We start from the raw sequence: 21,813 nt of genomic DNA, 5'->3' as shown, positions 1-21,813 counted from the left end.
ATGGCCTTAGATATCAGTGCATTTAGTCATGCGGCTAAGCTTGACGGCCGTCTTTCCTTAGTCGATACCCCGGAGGGTATACCGACGATTATAGTTGCCAAAGAAGGCTTTAAAGAAAAATTACTTAGCATGCTGAGCCATATTCCTTTACTCAAAAATACCCAAGCGGTCCAAGATTATGTCAATGGCTTGTCACTCGATAATAAGCAAGTGTTGGGTGTGTTCTTGCAGGCATTGGCGGTAAGATTTGGTCATGATATTGCACTGGATATGGTAGATGCTGTCGATTTGTCCGGTCATACTCCATTAACTCGGCGTACGATCGAGCAACTCACCGAACGGTGTGAAGCATTTATGCCGCTCCCTCCTTTAAACATATGCGAGACTAATGAAGATACGCTTAAAGTTCTTGCTTTGCCTTCCCTGAGCGGGATTGAGTCTAAATCGTCGGAGAAGCAAACGCTCAGCCCATCAGTGCTTAAACCTTCAGCAGAACCTATATCCGTCGATACAAACATCAGGGGAACGGCTTTCCATATTTTAAGCCAACAGCTTATTACGCCACAGGATATTTTACACACGCAGAATCAATGCCTTAAGCAGTTGTTAACTACACCAGTACCTCAAAAATTAACTATGCCGACCACTCAAACTTGGCTGGCGTCTTGGGTGTATTCAGAACCTGAACCCATTAAAACCTTACAACAAGCTATTAAAAATTATAATCAAGTACTTAGCGACACTCAGCTAGCGACATGTATACAGAACTTAAATCAGAGCCGAGATCCCTTGATTAGCAGCGATGAACTGACTGCAATGCGTGATCATGTCAAATTTGGGCTAGTGCAAATTAAGCAGGCTTTAACCCTAGTCGCTGAATTGAAAGCTAATTTGTCGGTGGAGCAGAGCAGTGTTCTGTCGCCGCTACTGGCCGAAGTCAATCTGGGATTATCGCAATATGATGTGTTAACTACGGCAATGCAGACATTTGAGCAAGCCTTATTAGCATCGACCCCGATGCGCCTAGCCTTATCTGAGTTTCATGCCCAGCTTCCCTATTCACTACAAAACAAACTGACAGCGGATACTTTAGTGAGTAGTTATCAACTGTTTTCCCCTTTAATGCAAAATGAACTCAGTCAGACAGAGAGAGTTGAATATATAGCGGCAAGCTTAGTTTCTATGCTCAATGAGGAGAACATCAGCGAAGTCTCAGGGCAAAAAAAAATAATGCCAGAGATCAAAAGCTTAGTATTACTTATTAACCAGTTTGTGCTAAACCCCATACAAGAACCTCTAGCCATGAGTTCGTCATTTAAGACTCCATTTGAAGCGCAACAGGCCGAAGCCGAGCAACATCTAATCCAGCTAGAGCAAGCACAAACCTTACTGGCCGATTGCCTTACTCGGGCCAGTAATCTTAGCGAACAAGCGCTAATCGCTGTCGGCAAGCAAGTGAAAATCGAAGATCATTTAGCTGCAGTGAAACAGGCTGGAACCCAACTCAGTACTATATTGTATAAGGCTATCAACCCTTCTGGGGAAGAGGTTCATTTCGAAGATCTCACCGCAACATTACTGTATCTTGGCGGACAAGAATATGTCGAGAAAGGCAGTCGTTTACAGTTCGATGAGCCTGTTAACTTTGATGATCTCGACCTTGAGCAGACACTAAGAAATGAGCTAGATAGCTATACTTTACCACCTCAAGTGGCAAGTTTAGCGCAGCAAGTTCTACAAACTCAGCATCATCTTAATTGGTTCGAGGGAGTGAGCTCCATCAGCTTTAGCCCAAATAATTCGCAAGATATTTCGTTGTTTGATGATGTTAACAACCTGCAACTAGTCTCACAGATTGAGCAAGATCAAGCTCGTTATCACAGTTTTCTGACCGAACGTCTTGCCTTGTGTAATGATTATCACCGAGCCGTGACCGAGTTGCTGTCGGCTGTTCCCTCTGAGACGGTGCGCAATCAGCTAACCCAAGAGCTAGTGCAAATTAGTGCGGATCAAGATGCGACCCGAACTTTAGTTGAGCGACTCAATCGACTGCAGAGTGCACAAGATGTGCTAGTGATAGCGGGAAATAATGTCGCTAAATTGTCGGCGTTAACCCAGCAACTCGCGCAAGTTAGGAGGGAAACAAATGCTGAACGTGCCGAGGTCAATTTAAGTTATTTTCTTAGCCATCTTCCTGAATTACAAACTAATAATGAAAAAGTGCGCGCCTTAACTCAAGAGCAGCATCTTTTATCGGCTAAACTGGAAAAATTGACCGCACATTTACAGCAGTTATATGGTGAAGGGCTAGTACTCACTTTAGCCGAACCTGAGGCAAGTTCCCCTGAACTGCGAGCTTTTCACACTGTGACTCGCCAGTTAGCCGAAGTCAATCGCTCTATTGAAGATCTCGATGATGCCTACCAACATGGTTTGTTACAGCTGAAAAAGGCCACAATTGCAGCAAAAAATAATGGCGGCTATCCAGATCAGGGGGGGATGGCGAGTGGGCATGCATGGCAAAGTTGGTTAGTGCAAAAGTTTGTCGGCAATTGGTCTTCCCAATATCGTCCAAGTTTAGAAGAACTTATTTTATCTAGACAGTTGGCCAAAAATAACATGAGCAGTGTCGCGGAGGCTTATCTCGCTTTAGCATCAAGTGTTAAAGACTCGAAAGCTAGCGTAGCAAATGTGTCAGTTTTAACCTCGCCTCAAAACATGATGGCTGCACTGGGCGACCTGCATAATTGGTCGATGGCACATCCGATCGAGGCACGTGAGCTCGCAGGCAATTTAACTCAAGCCTACAATATTATTTTGGCCAACCCAGGGACCTTTGGAATGGAACTGGTTAACACTGTCACCACAGTGTGGCAAACCGGGACGGTACAAAACCAAGTGCACGATATTCTGCAAGGTAAGAGAGAAGAGCTGCCGGATAAAACGAATTTCGCTATGACACCGCAAATGATTGCGTTATTACACATGGCACAGTTAGCGCCGTATATTGCGGGTGGGGCGAAAGGGGCTGCTAATACAGGCATAGGTGGGCCTTTAGTAAGCGGTGTATTTGGGATGATGTTTCCTGGCGCAGGGATGGCTACACCTGTCGTCGGCTTAGTTGGCGGCGTCCTGCAAACTTGGTCAGAACGTCAGCTTGCCAATAACATGCGTGCGTATCGTAGCAGTGAAGTTATGGTGAATGCTTTAATTAAAGGCATGCAGGCAGAAGGCGGGCTTAGTGCTCGTGGTGAGGCCATCGCTGGCTATATGCTACAGCGGCAGGCCCTGCAAGATGTTGGTACAGTCTCCCGTGATTGTTTTGAAGTCGGTAAAGTCGGTGCAGTTAAGCGTGCACTCACAGATATCGTTAATTGGTGGAAACATGCTTCAACGGGAGCCAAAGTCTTTGCTGTGGTGACGACACTTGTGGTTGCCTCTGTGGTATCGGCGGGAGCGATCGCGGCGGCATTGTTTACCTTAGGGACTGGTGGCGTTGGAATAGTGGCAGCTGTGGGGCTTGGACTGGGAGGATTAATGGCAGGCGCCTATTTTTCCAAGGCTGTGGTGTCGACATTGCAAGGGGCTAATTTTTTAGGCATGGCCGATACTGCCCGCGCGGCCGAGGCTGAAATGACAGAAAAACGAATTGAGCAAGCGTTCGCGCAATTGGGTCATACTCCCGTATCTCAAACTTCAATAATTAAGACAATTGCCCACAGCGTATCAGGCACCCCAGAAATCCCCAAATCGATGGCGGATGTATTGGGGCTTGAACAACACCAAGCCGCGCTAAAAGCACATTTACTGCCGCAATTAGTCGGCCTCAATAGTGATGCGCAGCAGGCGATCTTTGTTCAGAGCATGCAACAATATGCCAATGATAAAAGTCACGAAATAGAAATTAATCAAGCAATAGACAGGGAGAAAACAGTCGAGCGGGCTATGAAATGGGTTGCTGAACTTGACATAGTACCAGCACAATTACAGCAATGTATGGAAGAAATCGATGCGGCCTTATTGATGGAGAACTCTTCTCGATAATCCATAGTGGTTGAATCGCTGTTGACTTAGTACTTGCGGGTATTCAGGTGTTCACCTGATACCCGCTTTTTATTGTCTGGGAGATGATAAGACCGAGAGTTAATGCTGGAGAAGCGATATGGATTTACTACTAATGCGCAACCTCGAACAATTTTTTCGGTTAGTGAATCGCTGGCCTGTGAAGCTTGAGGAACGCATTGAATGCCATTGGCCTCCACACGGAGTGTTACTCGAGTGCCATCAAGGACGATTATTGATGACGACTTGGTTGCTTAACACTCCCGCACGTGATCTCAAACCTTATTTATCACGTTGGCATCCAGAAGCTTTTGCGGGCAGAGTTCAGCGATTGTTCATCGTCAAAAACCGTTTAATGATCAGTTGCCTCTGTCCATCGACACACCAGGGTCATGATTGGTATCACTTGTACCAGCAGCAACAAAAATTCCTAAATCGTATGCTCATAGGAGGTCAATGATGAACCTCATCAGTCGTTGGTTAAGTAAAGCCGCAGGGCGTCACGATATCATCTTAAGTGCCATGTTAATGGTAGCTGTATTTATGATGATCTTGCCTCTACCGACACCTTTGATCGACGTATTAATTGCCTTAAACCTTGGCTTGTCGATAGTGTTATTGATGATCGCCATATACATCCGTGACCCTTTAGAGTTCTCAGTATTTCCATCCCTACTATTGATCACAACCTTATATCGTCTGGCACTTACTATCAGTACCAGTCGTTTAATTTTGCTGCAGCATGATGCTGGAGATATTGTATACACCTTCGGTAACTTCGTGGTCGGCGGCAACTTAGCGGTCGGAATTATTATCTTTGCCATCATCACCATAGTGCAGTTTATCGTTATCACTAAGGGGTCTGAACGGGTGGCGGAAGTGAGTGCACGTTTTTCCCTCGATGGTATGCCTGGTAAGCAAATGAGTATCGATGGCGACATGCGTGCTGGCATCATTGACGCTAAAGAGGCAAAGCGTCAACGGGCACAAGTTCAGAAAGAAAGTCAGCTTTATGGCGCGATGGACGGCGCGATGAAGTTTGTAAAAGGCGATGCCATAGCCAGTATTATTGTCATTTTAACTAATATCATTGGTGGTATCGCTGTCGGTGTCATGCAGCACAATATGTCGGCTGCCGAAGCATTAAATACCTATGCAGTCTTGTCTGTCGGGGATGGTTTGATAGCCCAAATACCTTCGTTGCTGATTTCAGTCACTGCAGGCTTAATTGTGACCCGAGTTCCTGGAGAGCAGAGACAGAATTTAGCCAACGAATTAGTGATGCAAGTAGGACGTCAACCCGCATCATTGCAAATGGCCGGGATAGTCATGTTCATCTTTGCTTTAATCCCTGGCTTCCCAATTTTAGTCTTCGGCACACTCGGTTCGGTCGTTTTAGGGGCTTCATTGTGGTTGAAGCGTCAGCAAAAACGAGCAAGTGCTCAAGGAGAGGAGAGCCATTTCACTGACGCTGGCAAAAGTGACACGGCCAATGTCGACAATATGGCACCAGGGGCTGTACCACTGATTTTATATCTTGGAGCCGATGTGCCTATCCATGGGGTTAAAGAGGCACTGCAAAAACTGCGTTGGCAATGGTTTGAACAATTGGGCGTGCCATTACCGGAAATCCAATTACAAATAGCGAAGAAAGGTAGCCTAGGTTGTTGTGATGTGCTCTTGTACCAAGAATCTGTATTGCAATTGCAGCTAGTACCACAGGAAGCCCTTTTGATTGACTCCATCGCAACGATTCCATGCCGTGTCGAGTCCATCCCTTTTAGTAATCAAAGATTGCATTGGATCAAAGGTAATGCGCTTGAACAGGCGGAAGCCCAAGGTTTAGCTGTTTGTCGTGATGAGCAAATTCCCGCTTATGTGATGGGTAAAGTGATCGACCGCTATGCAGGGGAGTTTATTGGTGTACAAGAAACCCGGTATTTAATGGATGCTATGGAGGCTCGCTACGGTGAGCTCGTCAAGGAACTTCAACGCCTCTTGTCAGTAGGAAAGGTCGCCGAGATCCTACAACGCTTAGTTGAAGAGGGGATTTCGGTGCGCGATTTACGAACTATTTTTGAAACCTTAGTTGAATGGGTGCCAAAGGAGAAAGACATCATCATGTTAACTGAGTATGTACGGATTGCGCTTCGCCGTCATATTCGCCGCAAGTTTGCTACCCCACAAGGTTGGATCGCTGTGCTCATGGTCGGAGAAGGAATTGAAAATGTGATCCGTGAATCGATACGACAATCGACTGCTGGCTCTTATTCGGCCTTGGACATGGCACAAACTCAGCAAATATTAACCTGCATTCAAGAACAACTGCCACCGGAACAAACCTGTGTACTGTTGACTTCGCTCGATGTGCGCCGTTACCTGCGAAAAATCGTAGAACGCGAGTTATTTAGCACACCCGTTTTGTCGTTTCAGGAATTAGGCGACGATGCAGAAATAAAAGTCATAGGCCAAGTGGACTTAGTGGGTGAGGTACTCGATGCCGCACTGGCGAGCTAATGGAGGCGATAGATGAAATTACCCAGTAAAGAAACACTTTATGCACAACTCGAACCTAGTTTATTCGCCACTCAGAGTCTGTTGCCTGTTCCATCGGTTCGCTATTTCGGCAAAGTTCAAGAAGTGGGGGCCACACTCGTGCGTGCAACTTTGCCCGGTGCGCATCAAGGAGAGCTTTGTCTCATTGGTAATCGCCTCAGCGCCGAAGTCGTTGCGGTAAAAGGCGATGAAGCCCTGTTATCGCCCTTCGACGTTACGGCGGGACTATGCAGTGGAGAATTAGTTGAAACCTTAGGCCATGGGCATCAAGTCCCCTTAGGTCAAGGCTTGCTTGGTCGAGTGGTCGATGGCCTTGGTGCTCCTATGGATGGCTATGGACTGACTGCAACGTCATTAAGGCCTAACCAAGGTTCTGCACCTAATCCATTATCACGACAACTTATTGATACTGTCATGCCCATGGGGATCCGCGCTATTGACAGCGCCCTCGCCTGTGGCATCGGCCAAAGGATTGGTATTTTTGCCGCAGCAGGAGGGGGAAAGAGTACCTTACTTGGCATGATCGCCGCGCACTGCCAAGCGGATGTGATTGTACTAACCTTAGTCGGCGAGCGTGGTCGTGAAGTCCGTGAGTTTATCGAATATAACCTCACGCCAGAGGCAAGAGCACGCACTGTGATGGTGGTTGCTACATCGGATCGTCCTCCGCTTGAGCGAATGAAAGCCACACTAACGGCAACGACTATTGCTGAGTACTTTCGCGATCAAGGTAAGAATGTGCTGTTGATGGTGGATTCACTGACCCGATTTGCCCGCAGTGCGAGGGAAATTGCGTTGGCGGCTGGCGAGAGCCCAGTGTCTAGCGGTTATCCTCCAAGTGTCTTTGTCAATTTATCGGCCTTAGTCGAACGAGCTGGCCCCGCTGCCAAAGGTAGTATCACTGGCATATATACCGTACTGGTTGAAGGGGATGATATGAATGAACCTATCGCCGATGAAGTTCGTTCCTTACTTGATGGACACATAGTGCTATCACGTCGACTCGCGGGAGCGGGCCATTACCCTGCAATTGATATCAATGCCAGTGTCAGCAGGGTAATGGATCAGATTGTTAGCCCTGAGCAGCGGTTTCATGCCGCCAAGATGCGCCAGTTACTGGCATTGTATCAAGAGGTTCAATTACTCATCCGAGTGGGTGAATACGTGCAAGGTGAAGATCAAGAAACCGATGAAGCAGTGGCTCGCCATCAGGATATTCAGCAGTTTTTGTGTCAATCAGTCAATGAATTCAGTCCCTATGAAGAGACACTACAAAAATTGAAATTATTGCTTTTAAGCCATTAATGGGAGGAACTCAGTAATGAACCCATCCCAACTTACAGCGAAAGACGAGCAATTATTACAGCGATTACTCGCAATTCGTAGTGACAAAGAAGCTAAATTGCGCCGAGAGCTAGCCTTACATAGGCAAAAACTCAGGGAGCTACTTGACAGGCAAATCCTCATCAATCTCGAGCGGCAAGCGCAAACTAATCGGCTGCGTCTGCAGCAGATGCCAGAACAAATATTAACTCCAACTGAGCTAATCACTTTTAAATTGACCTTAATGAAAGAATACCAAAAAGAAAGGACATTAGCCGAAACTGCTGAGATGTTGGTAATAGAAAAAGAGCAGTTGGAGTCCACTATGGTGTATATGCAGCAGGCGATTCTTCAGTTAGTTAAATCCCAACAAAAACTGCAGGAGGTTGTCGATGAATAATCCTATGGCGATAGTGCGAACATCGAAAATATCTTTCCCCAGTGTCGAAGCCAGGCAAGAGTCAGATCCAGAAATGCGTCGCTTGTTTAACCGTTATTTCTGCGGTCAACAGGAAGATGACAATACTATATCTACCAAAGATCGGCTTACCGCTAAGGCACTACTCAGCCGCGATGGTGGTGTGTACCGACAAGGAGCGGCCGAAGTAATCCGGCAAGGTGAGCAACTATGCTATCGCTTGCTCAATGGCCCTATGATGGGATTAGTAATCCAAGCCTGTTACCAACCACGAGGAATTCAATTGCAGTTGTTTCCTAAGACAGCGCGTCAATCGGAATTGCTCGCAAGACTCTTACCTCAACTCAACGAGCAACTACAAGGGCGACGCTTTGCTATTCATTTAGATCTTATGCCAACCAACACAGCAGTGACGAGGTAGATGAATGAACATCAATAAACTGATCAATGCTAGCCAAGTCATAGGCCGTGGCCTAGCACAGCAAGCTTGCCAAATCGAACTGACGCGTATCGGGGGCGATGGAGTATTCTGGCAAAGACGCAATGCTCCATCAGGATCGGGTCTGTGGTGTTCTAAACAGGATTGGCAACTGTGGGTAACCGCAGTGACTGGTGTAACTTCCTCGGCTGAGATTGCTTGTGATTTATTGCCCTGTGTTAGTGCGGCAGCATTTGATGTAGCGGGTGAATGGTTGGTCGATTGCCTTGAAGAAGTCCCTAAGCCATTTGGATTGGTGCCAGATATTTATCCCGTGCTAACGCTTCAAACTACGCAATTGGAACAAGGCGACGTGGAGAGTGCCGGTCAATTGGCTTGTGTCTTAGTTGATTGGCCGCAAGAGGACTGGCAGAGCCAAGTTGAGTCATGGTCAACATTCTCAGGTAAAACGGTGGATGTTAGTTTGAGTTTAGTGGCCGGTTTTGTGCCCCAAATAACGCCTACACCTGACTTACCCGAAATAGGCGGGGGGTTATGGCTCGATGGTGATGTGCAAATCGAGCAGGGGGAAGCGCTGTTATGGGCGGATGGACCGTTGGCTAAGATCAAGTTCATCACCCCTATTGATGGTCCTCAAGCACAACTCGAAATTGTGTCTTTATTGCCTAAGATGGACGCTATTCAGCCCCCTTTGATCGCCAATATTGGTCGAGTGAGTCTGCCTCTGGCTAAGCTCGGCGCTATGATGACGGGTGACAAGTTAACGCTGGAGGTTACGCTGAATAATCAAGTGCGTTTAGGACGGTTCAGTCATCAGTACGGTCAAGAGCTGTACCAAACTCTGGCAAGTATTCATCTCCTGCGTGGAGAGTCGGGATTACTCGCACAAATCGAGGCTCTAGTATAAGGGGAATTGTGTTGCTTTTACGGATATGTCAGCGGTTTTTAGTTAGCTAAGGTCTTCACCTGATACAGGTCAATCACAAAGCGCGCCATGATGGAACCCTAGCCACAAAGGAGGTTTCCATGACCTTACTCGACCATCCAATCCAATTGATCATTATGTTGTTTTGCTTGTCACTGCTGCCGCTGTTCGCCGTGATGGGCACTTCATTCTTGAAATTGGCAATTGTGTTCTCTATGTTACGTAACGCCTTAGGGATCCAGCAGATCCCACCCAATATGGCAATTTACGGCCTCGCATTAATTCTTACTCTGTTCACCATGGCACCCGTGGGGATGGCAATCAATGACAATCTAAAAGCCACCCCTATAGTGTTCGATGCACCCAATGTATTTGAGCAAATCAACACTGAAGCCATAGCACCCTACCGCGCATTTCTCGAAAAAAATACCAGCAATACTCAGATTGAATTTTTCGCCAATATTGGCCATAAGGTCTGGCCCGAAAAATACCAGCAAGTGCTGACCAAAGACTCACTGTTAGTGATGGTGCCAGCCTTTACTATGAGTCAGCTCATAGAGGCATTTAAGATAGGTTTACTCATTTATCTTCCCTTTGTCGCAATTGACCTTATCGTCTCCAATATTTTACTGGCAATGGGCATGATGATGGTGTCCCCCATGACGATAGCCCTACCGTTCAAATTGTTGATTTTTATCTTGATGGGTGGATGGGAAAAACTGATCAGTCAACTAATGATGTCATTCTCATGAGTGAAACTATCATAGTACATTTCACCTCTGAACTACTGTGGATGGTGTTACTGCTGTCGCTACCTGTTGTTATCGTGGCCTCAGTTGTCGGAGTTTTGGTTAGCCTTATTCAAGCCCTAACCCAAATCCAAGATCAAACATTGCAGTTTCTGATCAAACTCATCGCCGTGTGCGTGACACTTGTGGTCTGTTATCACTGGATGGGTAGTTCACTGTTGAATTACGCCAGCATGGCTTTCGATCAAATTAGCCAAATGGGGGGGTAGTGATGACAACTCAGCTACCCAACCTATTAACAGCACAGCTTCCGGTGTTGGCACTCTGTATGATGCGCCCTTTAGGCATGATGCTGCTATTACCCTTATTTAAAGGGGGGGCAATGGGGAGCGCATTAATCCGTAATAGTCTGATTTTAATGTTTGCTTTACCTACTGTGCTGGCAATGGATGAAATGCAGCCGATACTGCAGCAGGCCGACACTTGGATGCTCATCAGCCTATTTGGCAAAGAAATTATTGTAGGCATGTTACTCGGTTTCTGTGCCGCCATTCCCTTTTGGGCCATAGATATGGCGGGATTTGTAATTGACACAATGCGGGGGGCATCCATGTCGACTGTACTTAACCCATTGATGGGACTGCAATCATCGATTTATGGCATGCTGTTTACTCAAGTTCTTACTGTGCTGTTTTTAGTCTCGGGTGGTTTTAATTTTCTGCTAACTGCACTTTATCAGTCATATCAACAATTACCCCCAGGATTTAATTTAACGCTAAGCCAGCCCTTGATGGTGTTTATAGCCTATGAGTGGCAATTGATGTGCCAACTATGTCTCAGTTTTGCCATGCCCGCCATGGTGATTATGATCTTAGTCGACGTAGCCTTAGGGCTAGTAAACCGCTCGGCGCAGCAGTTAAACGTCTTCTTTTTGTCTATGCCCATTAAAAGCGCTTTGGTCTTACTGTTATTGATCTACAGCTTACAGTTTGCTTTGTCCCATTACCTGCAGATCATTTCTGGGGTAGAGCAGCACGTAGATATTTTGTTTGGACTCTTAGCAGGGCACTAGTGCCCCTGGTGGATATGACTTATGGCCGAGAAAACAGAAAAACCCACAGAAAAACGTTTACGAGAAGCGAGAAATCGCGGCCAGGTCATTAAAAGTGCTGAAATTGTCACAGGGTTACAGATGGCGATCATTCTCGGTTACTTTCTCTACGAAGGGCCTGCACTCGTCCAAGCGATTATGGCGTTAATCGACTTAACCATTCACGCCATCAATCTTCCCCTTGAAACTGCGGCCGAGCAAATCGTTGGTACCTTCGCCATGCTGGCATTACGTTTTTTAGGTGGGCTGACATTAGTACTCGTGTTTACCATAGTGGTGGGGAACTTAGTCCAAACAGGTCCCGTTTGGGCGGCTGAGTCTATAATGCCGAGCATGGATAAACTCAATGTCATGAATAATGCTAAGCAACTTATTTCACTGAAAAGTCTGTTTGAGCTCGCTAAAAATCTCGTTAAAGTCACAGTGCTGAGTTTAGTGTTTTACTATCTGCTCCATCGTTACGTTAACGCCTTTCAATACTTGCCTTTATGCGGAGAAGCCTGCGGTATCAGTGTGATTTCGACCATGATCACTTGGCTCTGGGGCAGCTTTTTAGGATGTTACTTAATATTTGGGATCGCTGATTATGCATTTCAACGATATAGCCTAATGAAAGAACTCAAAATGTCCAAAGATGATACCAAACAAGAATACAAAGATTCTGAAGGAAACCCCGAAATGAAACAAAAACGCCGCGAAACCCAGCGAGAAGTGGCGTCTGGTAGTCTTGCCAGTAACGTTCGCAAAGCCACAGTGGTTGTGCGTAATCCAACCCACATTGCCGTGTGTTTGTATTATAGTGAAGGTGAGACACCGTTGCCTAAAGTGCTTGAAAAAGCCGAAGATCACATGGCCTTACACATAGTGGCATTAGCTGAGAAAGCTGGGGTGCCAATTGTCGAGAACATTCCATTGGCCCGCGCCTTATTTAAACACGTTGAGGCAGGAGATGTGATTCCAGAGAGCCTATTTGAACCCGTAGCAGAGCTTTTACGTCTAGTGATGACAATATCCTATGATAATATGGAGTAACAGGTCTTACTGTAATCAAATAGAATCCTTGATGATAATTGTCTCTTACGAATCCCATAATGAATCTATGAAATTCAAATAAGTAGCCGCGCATAATATTGTTTGAAGTAATCAATTTTACCAAAATATTACTCTGAATTTGCACTAAGTTAGGTTTACGCACGCCGCTGAGAGATAGCACACTGCAAGTGTGGGGTGAAGCTCCACGACGTTGATTTTTTTCTTGAAACAGAATCAAATGAAGTCTGTATCTAGATTCGTTTGAATGGCTGAACTACCACAAGTGGCACAGTCATAGAATGTAGACCCCAACAATTTATCACCTGACGATTTGATAACGCACTAAATTGGCATGGCAGTCTAAGCACCACTCAATCGTGCTTTCCTTGTCAATTTCTACACAGATATTTGCAAATCTTTACCTGTTAACGACACTTCCTTCGTCTACTGTCTTTGGCTAACTCTATATACTGTTGGAACAATTTCAGTTCCTTAGCAAGATGAATGCTTGCTGTCTTTAGCATTGATGGACACGACAATACCGATGAAAAAATCCTCAAAGCGTAAATTGCTGCTCGCGTTAAGCGGCTTAATACTCCTTAGTGGCGGTGCTTATTTTATGTGGCATAAGCCTGAAACGGCACCTACCTATGTAACTGAAGCGGTGCGCCGTGGCGATATCGAAAACTCAGTACTTGCCAATGGCATGTTGCAGGCATCCAAACTGGTGAGTGTGGGCGCACAGGTATCGGGGCAAATCTTAAGTTTGCCGCTGGCACTGGGTGATGAAGTAAAGAAAGGCGATTTGATTGCTCAGATTGATAGCCTAGCGCAGCAGAATAATTTGAAGGATGCCCTCGCATCACTCAAGAGTATCAATGCTCAGTTCCGTGCTAAACAGGCGCAGATCCGCCAAGCTAAATTGGAATTTAGCCGCCAGCAGCAAATGCTTGCCGATAAGGCCAGTTCTCGTGCCGATTATGAAGTGGCCGATGCTAATCTAACGGTTTATCAAGCCGAGCTTGAGCAATTAGAAGCGCAAAAACAACAGGCTGAGATTAACGTCGACAGTGCCAGAATCGATTTAGGTTATACCAAAATTACCGCGCCGATGGATGGCACTGTGGTGTATTCCGCGGTGGAAGTGGGGCAAACCGTTAACGCTAATCAAACAACACCGACCATAGTTGAAATGGCGCAGCTGGATACCATGACAGTTAAAGCGCAGATTTCCGAAGCCGATGTTGTCAATGTCCATCCGGGTCAAGCCGTGTATTTCACTGTCCTTGGAAAACCGAATCATCCCTACCGCGGCGTTTTGAGGGCGATTGAACCTGGGCCGATTTCGATGGATGGCGACGATAGCAATATGAGCTCTAGCGACTCAGACGCCATTTATTACCATGGTCTGTTTGATGTAGAAAACCTTGACCGCACCTTGCGTATCGGCATGACGGCGCAGGTGTCTATAGTGTTAGCTAAGGCCGATGATGCGCTATTAGTGCCTGCGCAGATATTGCGTATAAAGCCGAGGGAGAAATCCGCGGCGCCAGAGGCTAAGCCTGTCGAGCGTAAAGCCCGCAGCGGCCCGCAATATCAAGTGCCTGTATTAGTTGATAACCAAGTGCAATATGTGGATGTCACTGTGGGGATTAACAACAAAATCAATGCTGAAATCACCGCGGGTTTGAAGGAAGGCGATCAGGTTGTGCTTGGCATGCCGTCTTCCGATGACGGCAGCAGTAAATTACGTCGCCCACCTAGCGTGAGGTTTTAACAGTGACAACGGCATTACTTGAAATTTCAGGTTGTTATCGCACTTTTCAGGCGGGTGAGCAGCAACTCACTGTGCTGAAAGATGTGAACTTGTCGATTGGCCGTGGCGAGATGGTGGCGATAGTTGGTGCTTCTGGCTCGGGTAAATCGACCCTAATGAACATTCTTGGTTGTTTAGATAAGCCGTCAAAGGGCGCGTATTTTATCAACGGCCAAGATACCTCGACTATGGACGTTGATGAGTTAGCACAGCTGCGCCGCGAGCACTTTGGTTTTATCTTTCAGCGTTATCATTTACTGGGCGATTTGACCGCCATAGGCAACGTCGAAGTGCCTGCTGTGTATGCGGGTAAAGAACGCACGGTTCGTAAAGACAGAGCCGAGCATTTGTTAACGCGTTTAGGCCTTGGCGACAGGCTTGACCATAAACCCAATCAGCTCAGTGGCGGACAGCAGCAGCGGGTCAGTGTGGCGCGCGCTTTGATGAATGGCGGCGATGTGATCCTTGCCGATGAGCCGACGGGTGCGCTGGATAGTCACAGCGGCGAAGAAATGATGCAGTTGTTGCAGGAGCTTCACAGCGACGGTCATACCATCATTATCGTGACCCATGATATGCACGTGGCCCAATATGCCGACCGCATTATCGAAATCAAAGACGGCGTGATCATCAGCGATGAGCGCAGTCAGGATAAACAAACGGCTAAGCCACAAAGCTCGACGTCACAAACTTCGACGTCGCAAAGCTCAACGTTACAAAATATGGCGCCACAAAATCCTAGCGGTGCAGTGGCAGCAAAAGACAGCTCGCGTGCGCGGGTGGCTTCGTGGGACAGATATGTCGAAGCGCTTAAAATGGCGCTGGTGGCGATGTCGACCCACAGGTTACGTACCTTCTTGACTATGCTCGGGATTATTATCGGTATCGCCTCTGTGGTTTCTGTGGTGGCCTTAGGTGAAGGCTCGCAGCAGGCCATCCTCAAAAGTATCAGTTCGATGGGAACCAACACGATTGATATTCGCCCCGGTTCAGGTTTTGGCGATCGACGCTCGGCGCGGGTGCGCACCTTAACCGCAACGGACGCCAATGCCCTTAAAAATCTGCCCTATGTTGATAGCGTGACGCCAAGCATTGGCTCTACTGCAACGGTTCGTTTTGGTAATAAAGCGGTATCGGCATCGGTGAATGGTGTGGGACCTGAGTTTTTCCGTGTAAGAGGGTACGAGTTAGCGCAGGGCCAATTTTGGGATGATGCCAGTGTCGCATCGCTCGCCCAAGATGCGGTGATTGATGACAACACCCGTAAGGAGCTTTTCCCTAACAGCGCTGCCGACAATAACTCGGCGATAGGGCAAGTGATTTTCCTTGGAGATTTACCCGTACGTATCATAGGTGTGACTCAACCCAAAGAAAGTGCTTTTGGTAACAGCGATGCGCTTAATGTATGGGTGCCTTACACCACAGTTTCTGGCCGTATGGTGGGTAAAAATTATTTGGATGGTATTACCGTTCGACTCGATGAAACTGTGCCGAGTAACGCGGCGGAGCAGGGCATTATCGCGCTGCTTAAAATGCGCCACGGCACGCAAGATTTCTTCACCATTAATACCGATACCATTAGGCAGAACATTGAAAAAACCACGGCAACCATGACCTTACTGATCTCGGCTATCGCGGTGATTTCCCTTGTCGTTGGCGGAATTGGGGTGATGAATATTATGTTAGTGTCTGTGACTGAGCGAACCCGTGAAATCGGTGTTCGTATGGCCGTGGGTGCGCGCCAGAACGATATTTTGCGCCAGTTCCTTATCGAAGCCATTTTAGTGTGTTTGTGTGGTGGCACCTTAGGCATCGCCTTGTCCTACTTAATTGGCGTGGTGTTTGCTCAAACGGGGGGCAGTTTCCAAATGATTTATTCCACCACCTCCATCGTTGCTGCCTTTGCCTGCTCGACCTTAATTGGTGTGCTATTTGGTTTCTTACCCGCCCGCAATGCGGCGCAGTTAGATCCCGTTGAGGCACTAGCCAGAGAATAATAACACCATGAATACTAAACTATTTAATCAACCATTTTCGCCTCGTAGCTGCGCTATTGCTGTTTGTACGGCTTTGGGACCAGCTCTGTGCATAGCCCTGTTGAGTGGTTGTGGCAGTGTTATGCGTTCAGACTTTGAACCGCCCGCACTGGCTATTCCCGAACAGTGGCAAAACACCACAGTGAATGAGCAAGTGAGAGTTGATCCTTGGTGGCAGCAGTTTCATCAGCCCGAGCTCGATAAGCTGGTCAGCCAAGTATTGAGCACTAACAATGACTTAACCCTAGCGACCTTAACGCTGCGTAAAGCACGCTTGCAGGCAGGGCTAACGCGGGATGATCTATACCCACAGTTATCGGCAAACCTTGACGCTTCCCGTAATCAGCCATTTGAGGGTGGCGATGCGACTAAGAGTTATCAAGCGAAATTGTCCGTGAGTTATGAGGTGGACTTGTGGGGCAAAGTGTCGGCCAATATCGACCAAGCTCAATGGGCTGCGCTGGCGAGCGCCGAAGATAGAGAAAGTACCACCCAAAGCCTAGTGGCGACCACCGCATCCTTGTATTGGCAGATAGGTTATTTAAATCAACGGATTGATTTAAGCCAAAAGAGTATCGAGTACAGTCAGCAAACGCTGGCATTAACCCAAAGGCAGTATGATTCTGGGGCCGTGACGCAAGTGAATGTGCTTGAAGCTCAGCGCAGTATGGCGGGACAAGAGGCTGCCCATAGCCAGCTTATTCAGCAATTAACTGTGGCTAAAAATGCCCTCGTGATATTACTGAATCAGGCACCTGCAGCTGTTCCTGCGCAGAGTTTAGCCTCAGGGGGAACTTGGGTTGAGATTAAGCAACTCCCCGACGTAGCAGTGCCGGACGTTAGCGTGGGTGTACCCGCAGATTTATTAGTGAGACGCCCAGATGTGAAGGCCTCCTTGTATCAACTGCGCTCCGCCTTGGCGAGTAAAGATGCGACCTATGCGAGTTATTTTCCAAGCCTGAGTTTAACCGGCGGTGTTGGGGAGTCGACCTCTGAGTTAAAAGAGTTGTTACGTAATCCCGTTGGCAGTTTAGGCGCAGGGCTAGTCTTGCCCTTTTTGCAGTGGAATCAAATGCAAATCAATAATGACATTGCCGATATCGATTATCAAACTGCAGTGGTGAATTATCGCAAGACGCTTTATTCCGCCTTTGAAGATGTCGATAACGCGATTTCGGCTAAGCAGCAATATCGTTATCAAGGGGAGAAGTTGGCACAGCAATTCAGTGCAGCGGCAGCCGTTGAAGCCATTTATGAGAGCCAGTACCGCAATGGCGCTATCGGTATTCAGAATTGGATTGATGCCCAAGAGAATCGTCGCAGCGCCGAGGCGGCTTTACTCGAGAATCGCTATAACCAACTCACCGCCCAAGCAACGCTTTATCAAGCCCTTGGCGGCAGCGATATCGCTCCGCCTTTGGCAAAGGAATAGCGCATTGTTGTAAAAGCATCACAGTGCGACAGAAAAATAAAAAACCGCTACTAATAGCGGTTTTTTATATTGCTCAGGGTGAGCTTTTTAATTTGTGTTTAGCCGTTAAGCCACATTAGCTGCGTAATATTTGCAACGGCAGGCTGAGCATATCATCGCCCGTTCCGGCTAAGTGCCAGATGATGCCGACTAAGGCGCCAACCGTGAGTAAATACCAAATAACCGAGAAGATTTGCCCGTATCTGTCTAATGGCAGCAGATGGCTTTGATGACGAGTTCGCCACTCGAAAATGATTTCTAAGCTGCCAATCAACAGTAAGAAGCCCAATAGGGCTAAGCCTAAGGTGTAGCTGATATACACACCAAAAGCGGCACCGGCGGCGCAGGCGACCAGCCCCATGATGCTGTTCATCGAAAAACTGATGCTCTTTAAAATATGGCCGCCATCGAGTGGCAAAATAGGCAATAAATTAAATAGGTTAAGCAGCGCATTAAAGGCGGCAAGGCCAGCAAAAAACACATTGCCCGTTGCGTGGTAAGCAATCAAGGAAGCGATGGACATCAAGAGCCCAAAGGTCGGTCCCATGATAGAAATCACCACATCTTGCCAACGCGTATTAATTTTTTCATCGGAGAGCGCGAGTCCGCCCATAAAGGGAATAAGGTAAATTCCTTTGGTTTTCATCCCAAAATATTTCATTGCGCGAATATGGCCATATTCGTGAAATACCAAACAGGCGATAAGTGCGAGGGCGAATTGGAAGGAGAATAGCCAAGAATAAGCGGCAACACTGGCGCCCGCTAACACTACCTTTATGACTTTAGCGCTTTTTAACAGCTTAAAGCCGAGGGAGGCGAGTCCTATCATGCTGATTTTTTGCTGCTTAACGATGGGCGTTTCTGGTGTTTGGCGTTCGATATCTTTCTCTGTCCGTCGCCCTTGGTCGATAATCTTGTCATCCATCAGCAAGCAGTAATCGAGGCGGAAAGGCTGCCAAACGAGATCGGTTTCGAGGCGAACTTGGATTTTAGCTTCTGTCATGGCGATGGCTTGCTCACCATTTTCTGTCACCAATGGGCTGCTGTGGTGGGTGAGCTCAAAGACATGGACTTTGAGGCCGCCATTATCGACGGAAGCTTCTTTTTGTGAGACTAAGGTGTTGTCCCAGTAGAGTTGTTGCCAGCCCGCGAGCGAGCCTTCTAAGCGCAGTTGTTTGCCTAAGCAGTCAATCTTAAGTAGTTCCAATTTCGGTTCCATCTGTTTGTATATTTAGTGCCAACTTAAACGTCATCTCTTGAGTCGACGCAGAAAACGGTTATTTTGGAGTGCATCTTAAGCGCTTTACCGTCTGGCTTAGCGCTGTTACACCGCGGCAAATTATGCCTGTGAATTGATTATGAGGATATTAGCTTTTAAGGTCATATTGTTTTTTATTGATTAACTGAGTTATTGATAGCCATTTATTATGGCTTATCATGTGCTTGCTGTTTATTCATCGAGGGTACGAACAATTTCGATGCCTTGGGCAATTGTCGTGAAAGCCAGTTTAGCGACACAACATTGTCCTAGTGCTTGGGCATGATTTTGAACCCATTTGATAAATTCATTGAGTGGCAAATCCTGTTTTTGGCGCAGTAATCGAGGTAATTCGCCAACAGGATCTTCATGGATTTTTTGTGGACAGGCACTGATAAGGTATCGCTGCCCTTTGGAGTCTAATAATTGATCGGTTTCGATGAAGTGATGCTGATAGAGACAGGCCAGTTCGAGCCAATCTCTTTGATGTTCTAGGTAAAGTAATTCGTCATTTTGAGTCAGTTTTACAATCGCTGGCCATTCAATACTCGACATCTTAACGCTAGTCATTTCAGATCCTTAGGAAGTTTAAAATGGGCTCTGAGGTATTCTCTGAGATCAATCGGCGGCAGTAGACAAGGATTAGGATTTTGCAAGAAGGTGACTTGGCATACTGCTGCGTGCGTTTATCTGTGAGCAGTATGCCACGCTTGGAGAAGATAGATAGAGGCCAGAACGAGTTCAGAGGTTTGGCTACCGAGCGAAAATCGCCTCAGCACTGGCGTTAAGAACCCTAGTGAACCTTATGTGCTCGGTACAGCTTTTGCCTTGGCGTTATAGTCAAAGTTAATCTCTTGATTAACATTGGCAATACAACAAGTGCCGTGTTCACGTGCCGTACGGTGATTTGCTGGACCTATATGCAGCTCAACGTTAAGGAATACGTGTTTAAGCACTTCAATACGGTATTTTTCGTAGTAGCCTTCGACTTCTTGTTTAAAGGTATCGAATTCAAGCTCTTCACGGGTACGTTCGTCCATGATGCGATTCTTCTCATCAAGCATCATCTTGATTTGCTCAATCATAACCGCGTCAGCTTGCCATTCTGACTTGGGGGGCAGTTTATTGAGGCGAGCCTCGATATCTAAACTGGCGACGACCATAGCTTTAACGCTCTCATCGAGTAGCTTGAGATCTTGCTTGAGTTCAGCCTGTCCCATTGCGCAGTAAACGTCAGTTTTAGTCCCTGCCGTTGCACCTATGACAACTGCCGTGATGCCTTTTTCAGCGTGTGCAACTCCGCCAACCAGATCACCACGACGACCGCTAGGATCGCTGACCGTTAAACTGCCGGCGGTTTTGGTATTGCTGTGCAGCAACTGTTTAGTGACTAAGATATTACCTTTGGCAACTAATTGAGAATATTGTACAAATTGGGCGCTGATCTGCCCTTGAGAATAGATATTGGTAGAGTATTCATTGGCTTTAATCTGGCGGCCAATGATGCCTTTACTCACAGTGACATCGCCTTCTGCTTCAAGGGTGGCGGAGTCTACAAACCCCATCACGGTAATATCGCCTGAGCTTTTAACTATCATGCCCTCGTGGACATCACCTGTGATTAAAATACTGCCCTTGAAGGTGACATGGCCTGTACTGATGTCGACATCTTTAAGTTGCAGTACATCATCGACATTCATACCTGTACGGGTTTCGACGGGTTGCCCCGGCACTGTGGCGATCAGCTTATTGGGATCTTTGGGATGAAAAGCTGTGCCTGTACCTGCTTGAAGCACTGCATCCTTACCTGGTTTTTGTTTAAGGACTTCGCCCTTGATGTTGTAGCCTGGAGTGCCTTCGGTGGCTAAATGTTTAACCATCAAGAGATCATTGGCTTTAACAACGATCATTGCGCCTAAATTGCGCATATCGACACTGCCATCTTCGCGCTCTTGTGGCTGAAGCAAGCGCTCCCGCGCAAGGAATACTTTGCGTTCTAATACCGCATTGAGTCCATTAACAGGGGCTTTGCCTTGGGCTATTTCACTTTGGCAGACTTCCCCAGGCTTGAGTGTACTGAGTTGTTTTAGTAGAGCCTGAATTTTAAGTTTGCTTAGCCCCATGCAGACGTTGTTTTTTTTGAGGTGAGTGAGGATCTCTGGCAAATCTATCTGTTTACCACCCCATGCTGCGGTAAGTTTAAGACTGGCTTGCATTTTATCGGGACTAATCTCGATAGCTATGCTGCCATCGCGACGTTCGGCCAAAGTAGTATAGAGCTCAAATTTTCCATCGTCTTGATTACAAAGAGAGTTGATTTTAGCGACGGTTTTAGTAATGGCTGGTTCTAGCGGAAACAGGGCGGCGAATTCAGGTAAAGACAACAGGCGCATTATGTCTTCATGGGTGACTGGACCATGGACATTAGGGATCAGGCGCAATTCAGCTTTTGTCTTATCGCTGTTTAGCTCTATGAGTTCAGGGGCCAGCATAGGGGCATTCCTAGTAATTGCGTTTTATTCTTGTTAAGAAGCTGTTTTGAGTATAACAGTAGAAACTTAGGGTAAAGAAGCCTTTTTGGCTGCAAAATCAGCAAATGTTGTCATTTTGTTGTTAA

General features: G+C 46.9%; 17 protein-coding genes. 14 read left to right on the top strand and 3 right to left on the bottom strand.

The annotated features are described in order from the left end of the window. From L5M37_RS21420 to L5M37_RS21355, 14 genes are all read left to right on the top strand, one after another. Complete coding sequence (locus tag L5M37_RS21420; protein WP_263201800.1) at positions 1 to 4,044, top strand: type III secretion system effector BopA family protein; 4,044 nt, start codon at positions 1 to 3, stop codon at positions 4,042 to 4,044. 118 nt (positions 4,045 to 4,162) lie between these two features. After that, on the top strand, positions 4,163 to 4,522 hold the full coding sequence (locus L5M37_RS21415; RefSeq protein WP_263201799.1) for a type III secretion apparatus: 360 nt from the start codon (positions 4,163 to 4,165) through the stop codon (positions 4,520 to 4,522). Next, complete coding sequence (locus L5M37_RS21410; protein WP_308736807.1) at positions 4,519 to 6,579, top strand: EscV/YscV/HrcV family type III secretion system export apparatus protein; 2,061 nt, start codon at positions 4,519 to 4,521, stop codon at positions 6,577 to 6,579. Before L5M37_RS21415 ends, L5M37_RS21410 begins: the two co-directional genes overlap by 4 nt. A gap of 12 nt (positions 6,580 to 6,591) precedes the next feature. After that, positions 6,592 to 7,923, top strand: a complete 1,332-nt coding sequence (locus tag L5M37_RS21405; RefSeq protein WP_263201798.1) for an EscN/YscN/HrcN family type III secretion system ATPase — start codon at positions 6,592 to 6,594, stop codon at positions 7,921 to 7,923. Between the two features lie 16 nt (positions 7,924 to 7,939). Then, positions 7,940 to 8,341, top strand: a complete 402-nt coding sequence (locus L5M37_RS21400; RefSeq protein WP_263201797.1) for a hypothetical protein — start codon at positions 7,940 to 7,942, stop codon at positions 8,339 to 8,341. Beyond that, positions 8,334 to 8,780, top strand: a complete 447-nt coding sequence (locus tag L5M37_RS21395; protein ID WP_263201796.1) for a hypothetical protein — start codon at positions 8,334 to 8,336, stop codon at positions 8,778 to 8,780. The genes L5M37_RS21400 and L5M37_RS21395 overlap by 8 nt, the downstream gene beginning before the upstream one ends. A gap of 4 nt (positions 8,781 to 8,784) precedes the next feature. Next, the gene (locus tag L5M37_RS21390; RefSeq protein ID WP_263201795.1) at positions 8,785 to 9,705 is read left to right on the top strand and encodes a hypothetical protein; all 921 of its coding nucleotides are present in this window, start codon (positions 8,785 to 8,787) and stop codon (positions 9,703 to 9,705) included. 119 nt (positions 9,706 to 9,824) lie between these two features. Next, a complete protein-coding gene (gene sctR, locus L5M37_RS21385; protein WP_012197160.1) occupies positions 9,825 to 10,475 on the top strand; it encodes a type III secretion system export apparatus subunit SctR in 651 nt (216 codons plus the stop codon). Beyond that, positions 10,472 to 10,741 carry a type III secretion system export apparatus subunit SctS gene (gene sctS / locus L5M37_RS21380; RefSeq protein WP_012197161.1) on the top strand — a complete coding sequence of 90 codons (270 nt, stop codon included), beginning with the start codon at positions 10,472 to 10,474 and terminating at the stop codon, positions 10,739 to 10,741. The genes sctR and sctS overlap by 4 nt, the downstream gene beginning before the upstream one ends. Before the next feature lie 2 nt (positions 10,742 to 10,743). Then, positions 10,744 to 11,544, top strand: a complete 801-nt coding sequence (sctT, locus tag L5M37_RS21375) for a type III secretion system export apparatus subunit SctT (protein ID WP_263201794.1) — start codon at positions 10,744 to 10,746, stop codon at positions 11,542 to 11,544. Positions 11,545 to 11,565: 21 nt separating this feature from the next. Beyond that, entirely contained in the window at positions 11,566 to 12,615 is a 1,050-nt protein-coding gene (locus L5M37_RS21370; RefSeq protein WP_131525061.1) for an EscU/YscU/HrcU family type III secretion system export apparatus switch protein, read from the top strand. A 544-nt stretch (positions 12,616 to 13,159) separates the two neighbouring features. After that, entirely contained in the window at positions 13,160 to 14,392 is a 1,233-nt protein-coding gene (locus tag L5M37_RS21365; protein ID WP_263201793.1) for an efflux RND transporter periplasmic adaptor subunit, read from the top strand. A 2-nt stretch (positions 14,393 to 14,394) separates the two neighbouring features. Next, positions 14,395 to 16,428, top strand: coding sequence for a MacB family efflux pump subunit (locus L5M37_RS21360; protein WP_263201792.1), 2,034 nt, complete (start codon positions 14,395 to 14,397; stop codon positions 16,426 to 16,428). 7 nt (positions 16,429 to 16,435) lie between these two features. Further along, positions 16,436 to 17,899 carry an efflux transporter outer membrane subunit gene (locus tag L5M37_RS21355; RefSeq protein WP_263201791.1) on the top strand — a complete coding sequence of 488 codons (1,464 nt, stop codon included), beginning with the start codon at positions 16,436 to 16,438 and terminating at the stop codon, positions 17,897 to 17,899. Between the two features lie 115 nt (positions 17,900 to 18,014). Here the strand turns inward: L5M37_RS21355 and L5M37_RS21350 are convergent, their stop codons facing one another. The 3 genes from L5M37_RS21350 to L5M37_RS21340 form a co-directional block, all read right to left on the bottom strand. Beyond that, entirely contained in the window at positions 18,015 to 19,157 is a 1,143-nt protein-coding gene (locus L5M37_RS21350; RefSeq protein ID WP_263201790.1) for a site-2 protease family protein, read from the bottom strand. Between the two features lie 231 nt (positions 19,158 to 19,388). Beyond that, positions 19,389 to 19,766 carry a DUF4144 family protein gene (locus L5M37_RS21345; RefSeq protein ID WP_028759298.1) on the bottom strand — a complete coding sequence of 126 codons (378 nt, stop codon included), beginning with the start codon at positions 19,764 to 19,766 and terminating at the stop codon, positions 19,389 to 19,391. Positions 19,767 to 19,999: 233 nt separating this feature from the next. Next, a complete protein-coding gene (locus L5M37_RS21340; protein ID WP_263201789.1) occupies positions 20,000 to 21,688 on the bottom strand; it encodes a DUF342 domain-containing protein in 1,689 nt (562 codons plus the stop codon). Between the last annotated feature and the right edge of the window lie 125 nt (positions 21,689 to 21,813).

This window comes from Shewanella sp. SM69 (genome assembly GCF_025653985.1).
GTDB lineage: Bacteria > Pseudomonadota > Gammaproteobacteria > Enterobacterales > Shewanellaceae > Shewanella > Shewanella oncorhynchi.
Note: the sequence above shows the minus strand (reverse complement) of the source record. Positions and strands in the feature narration are given on the sequence as shown.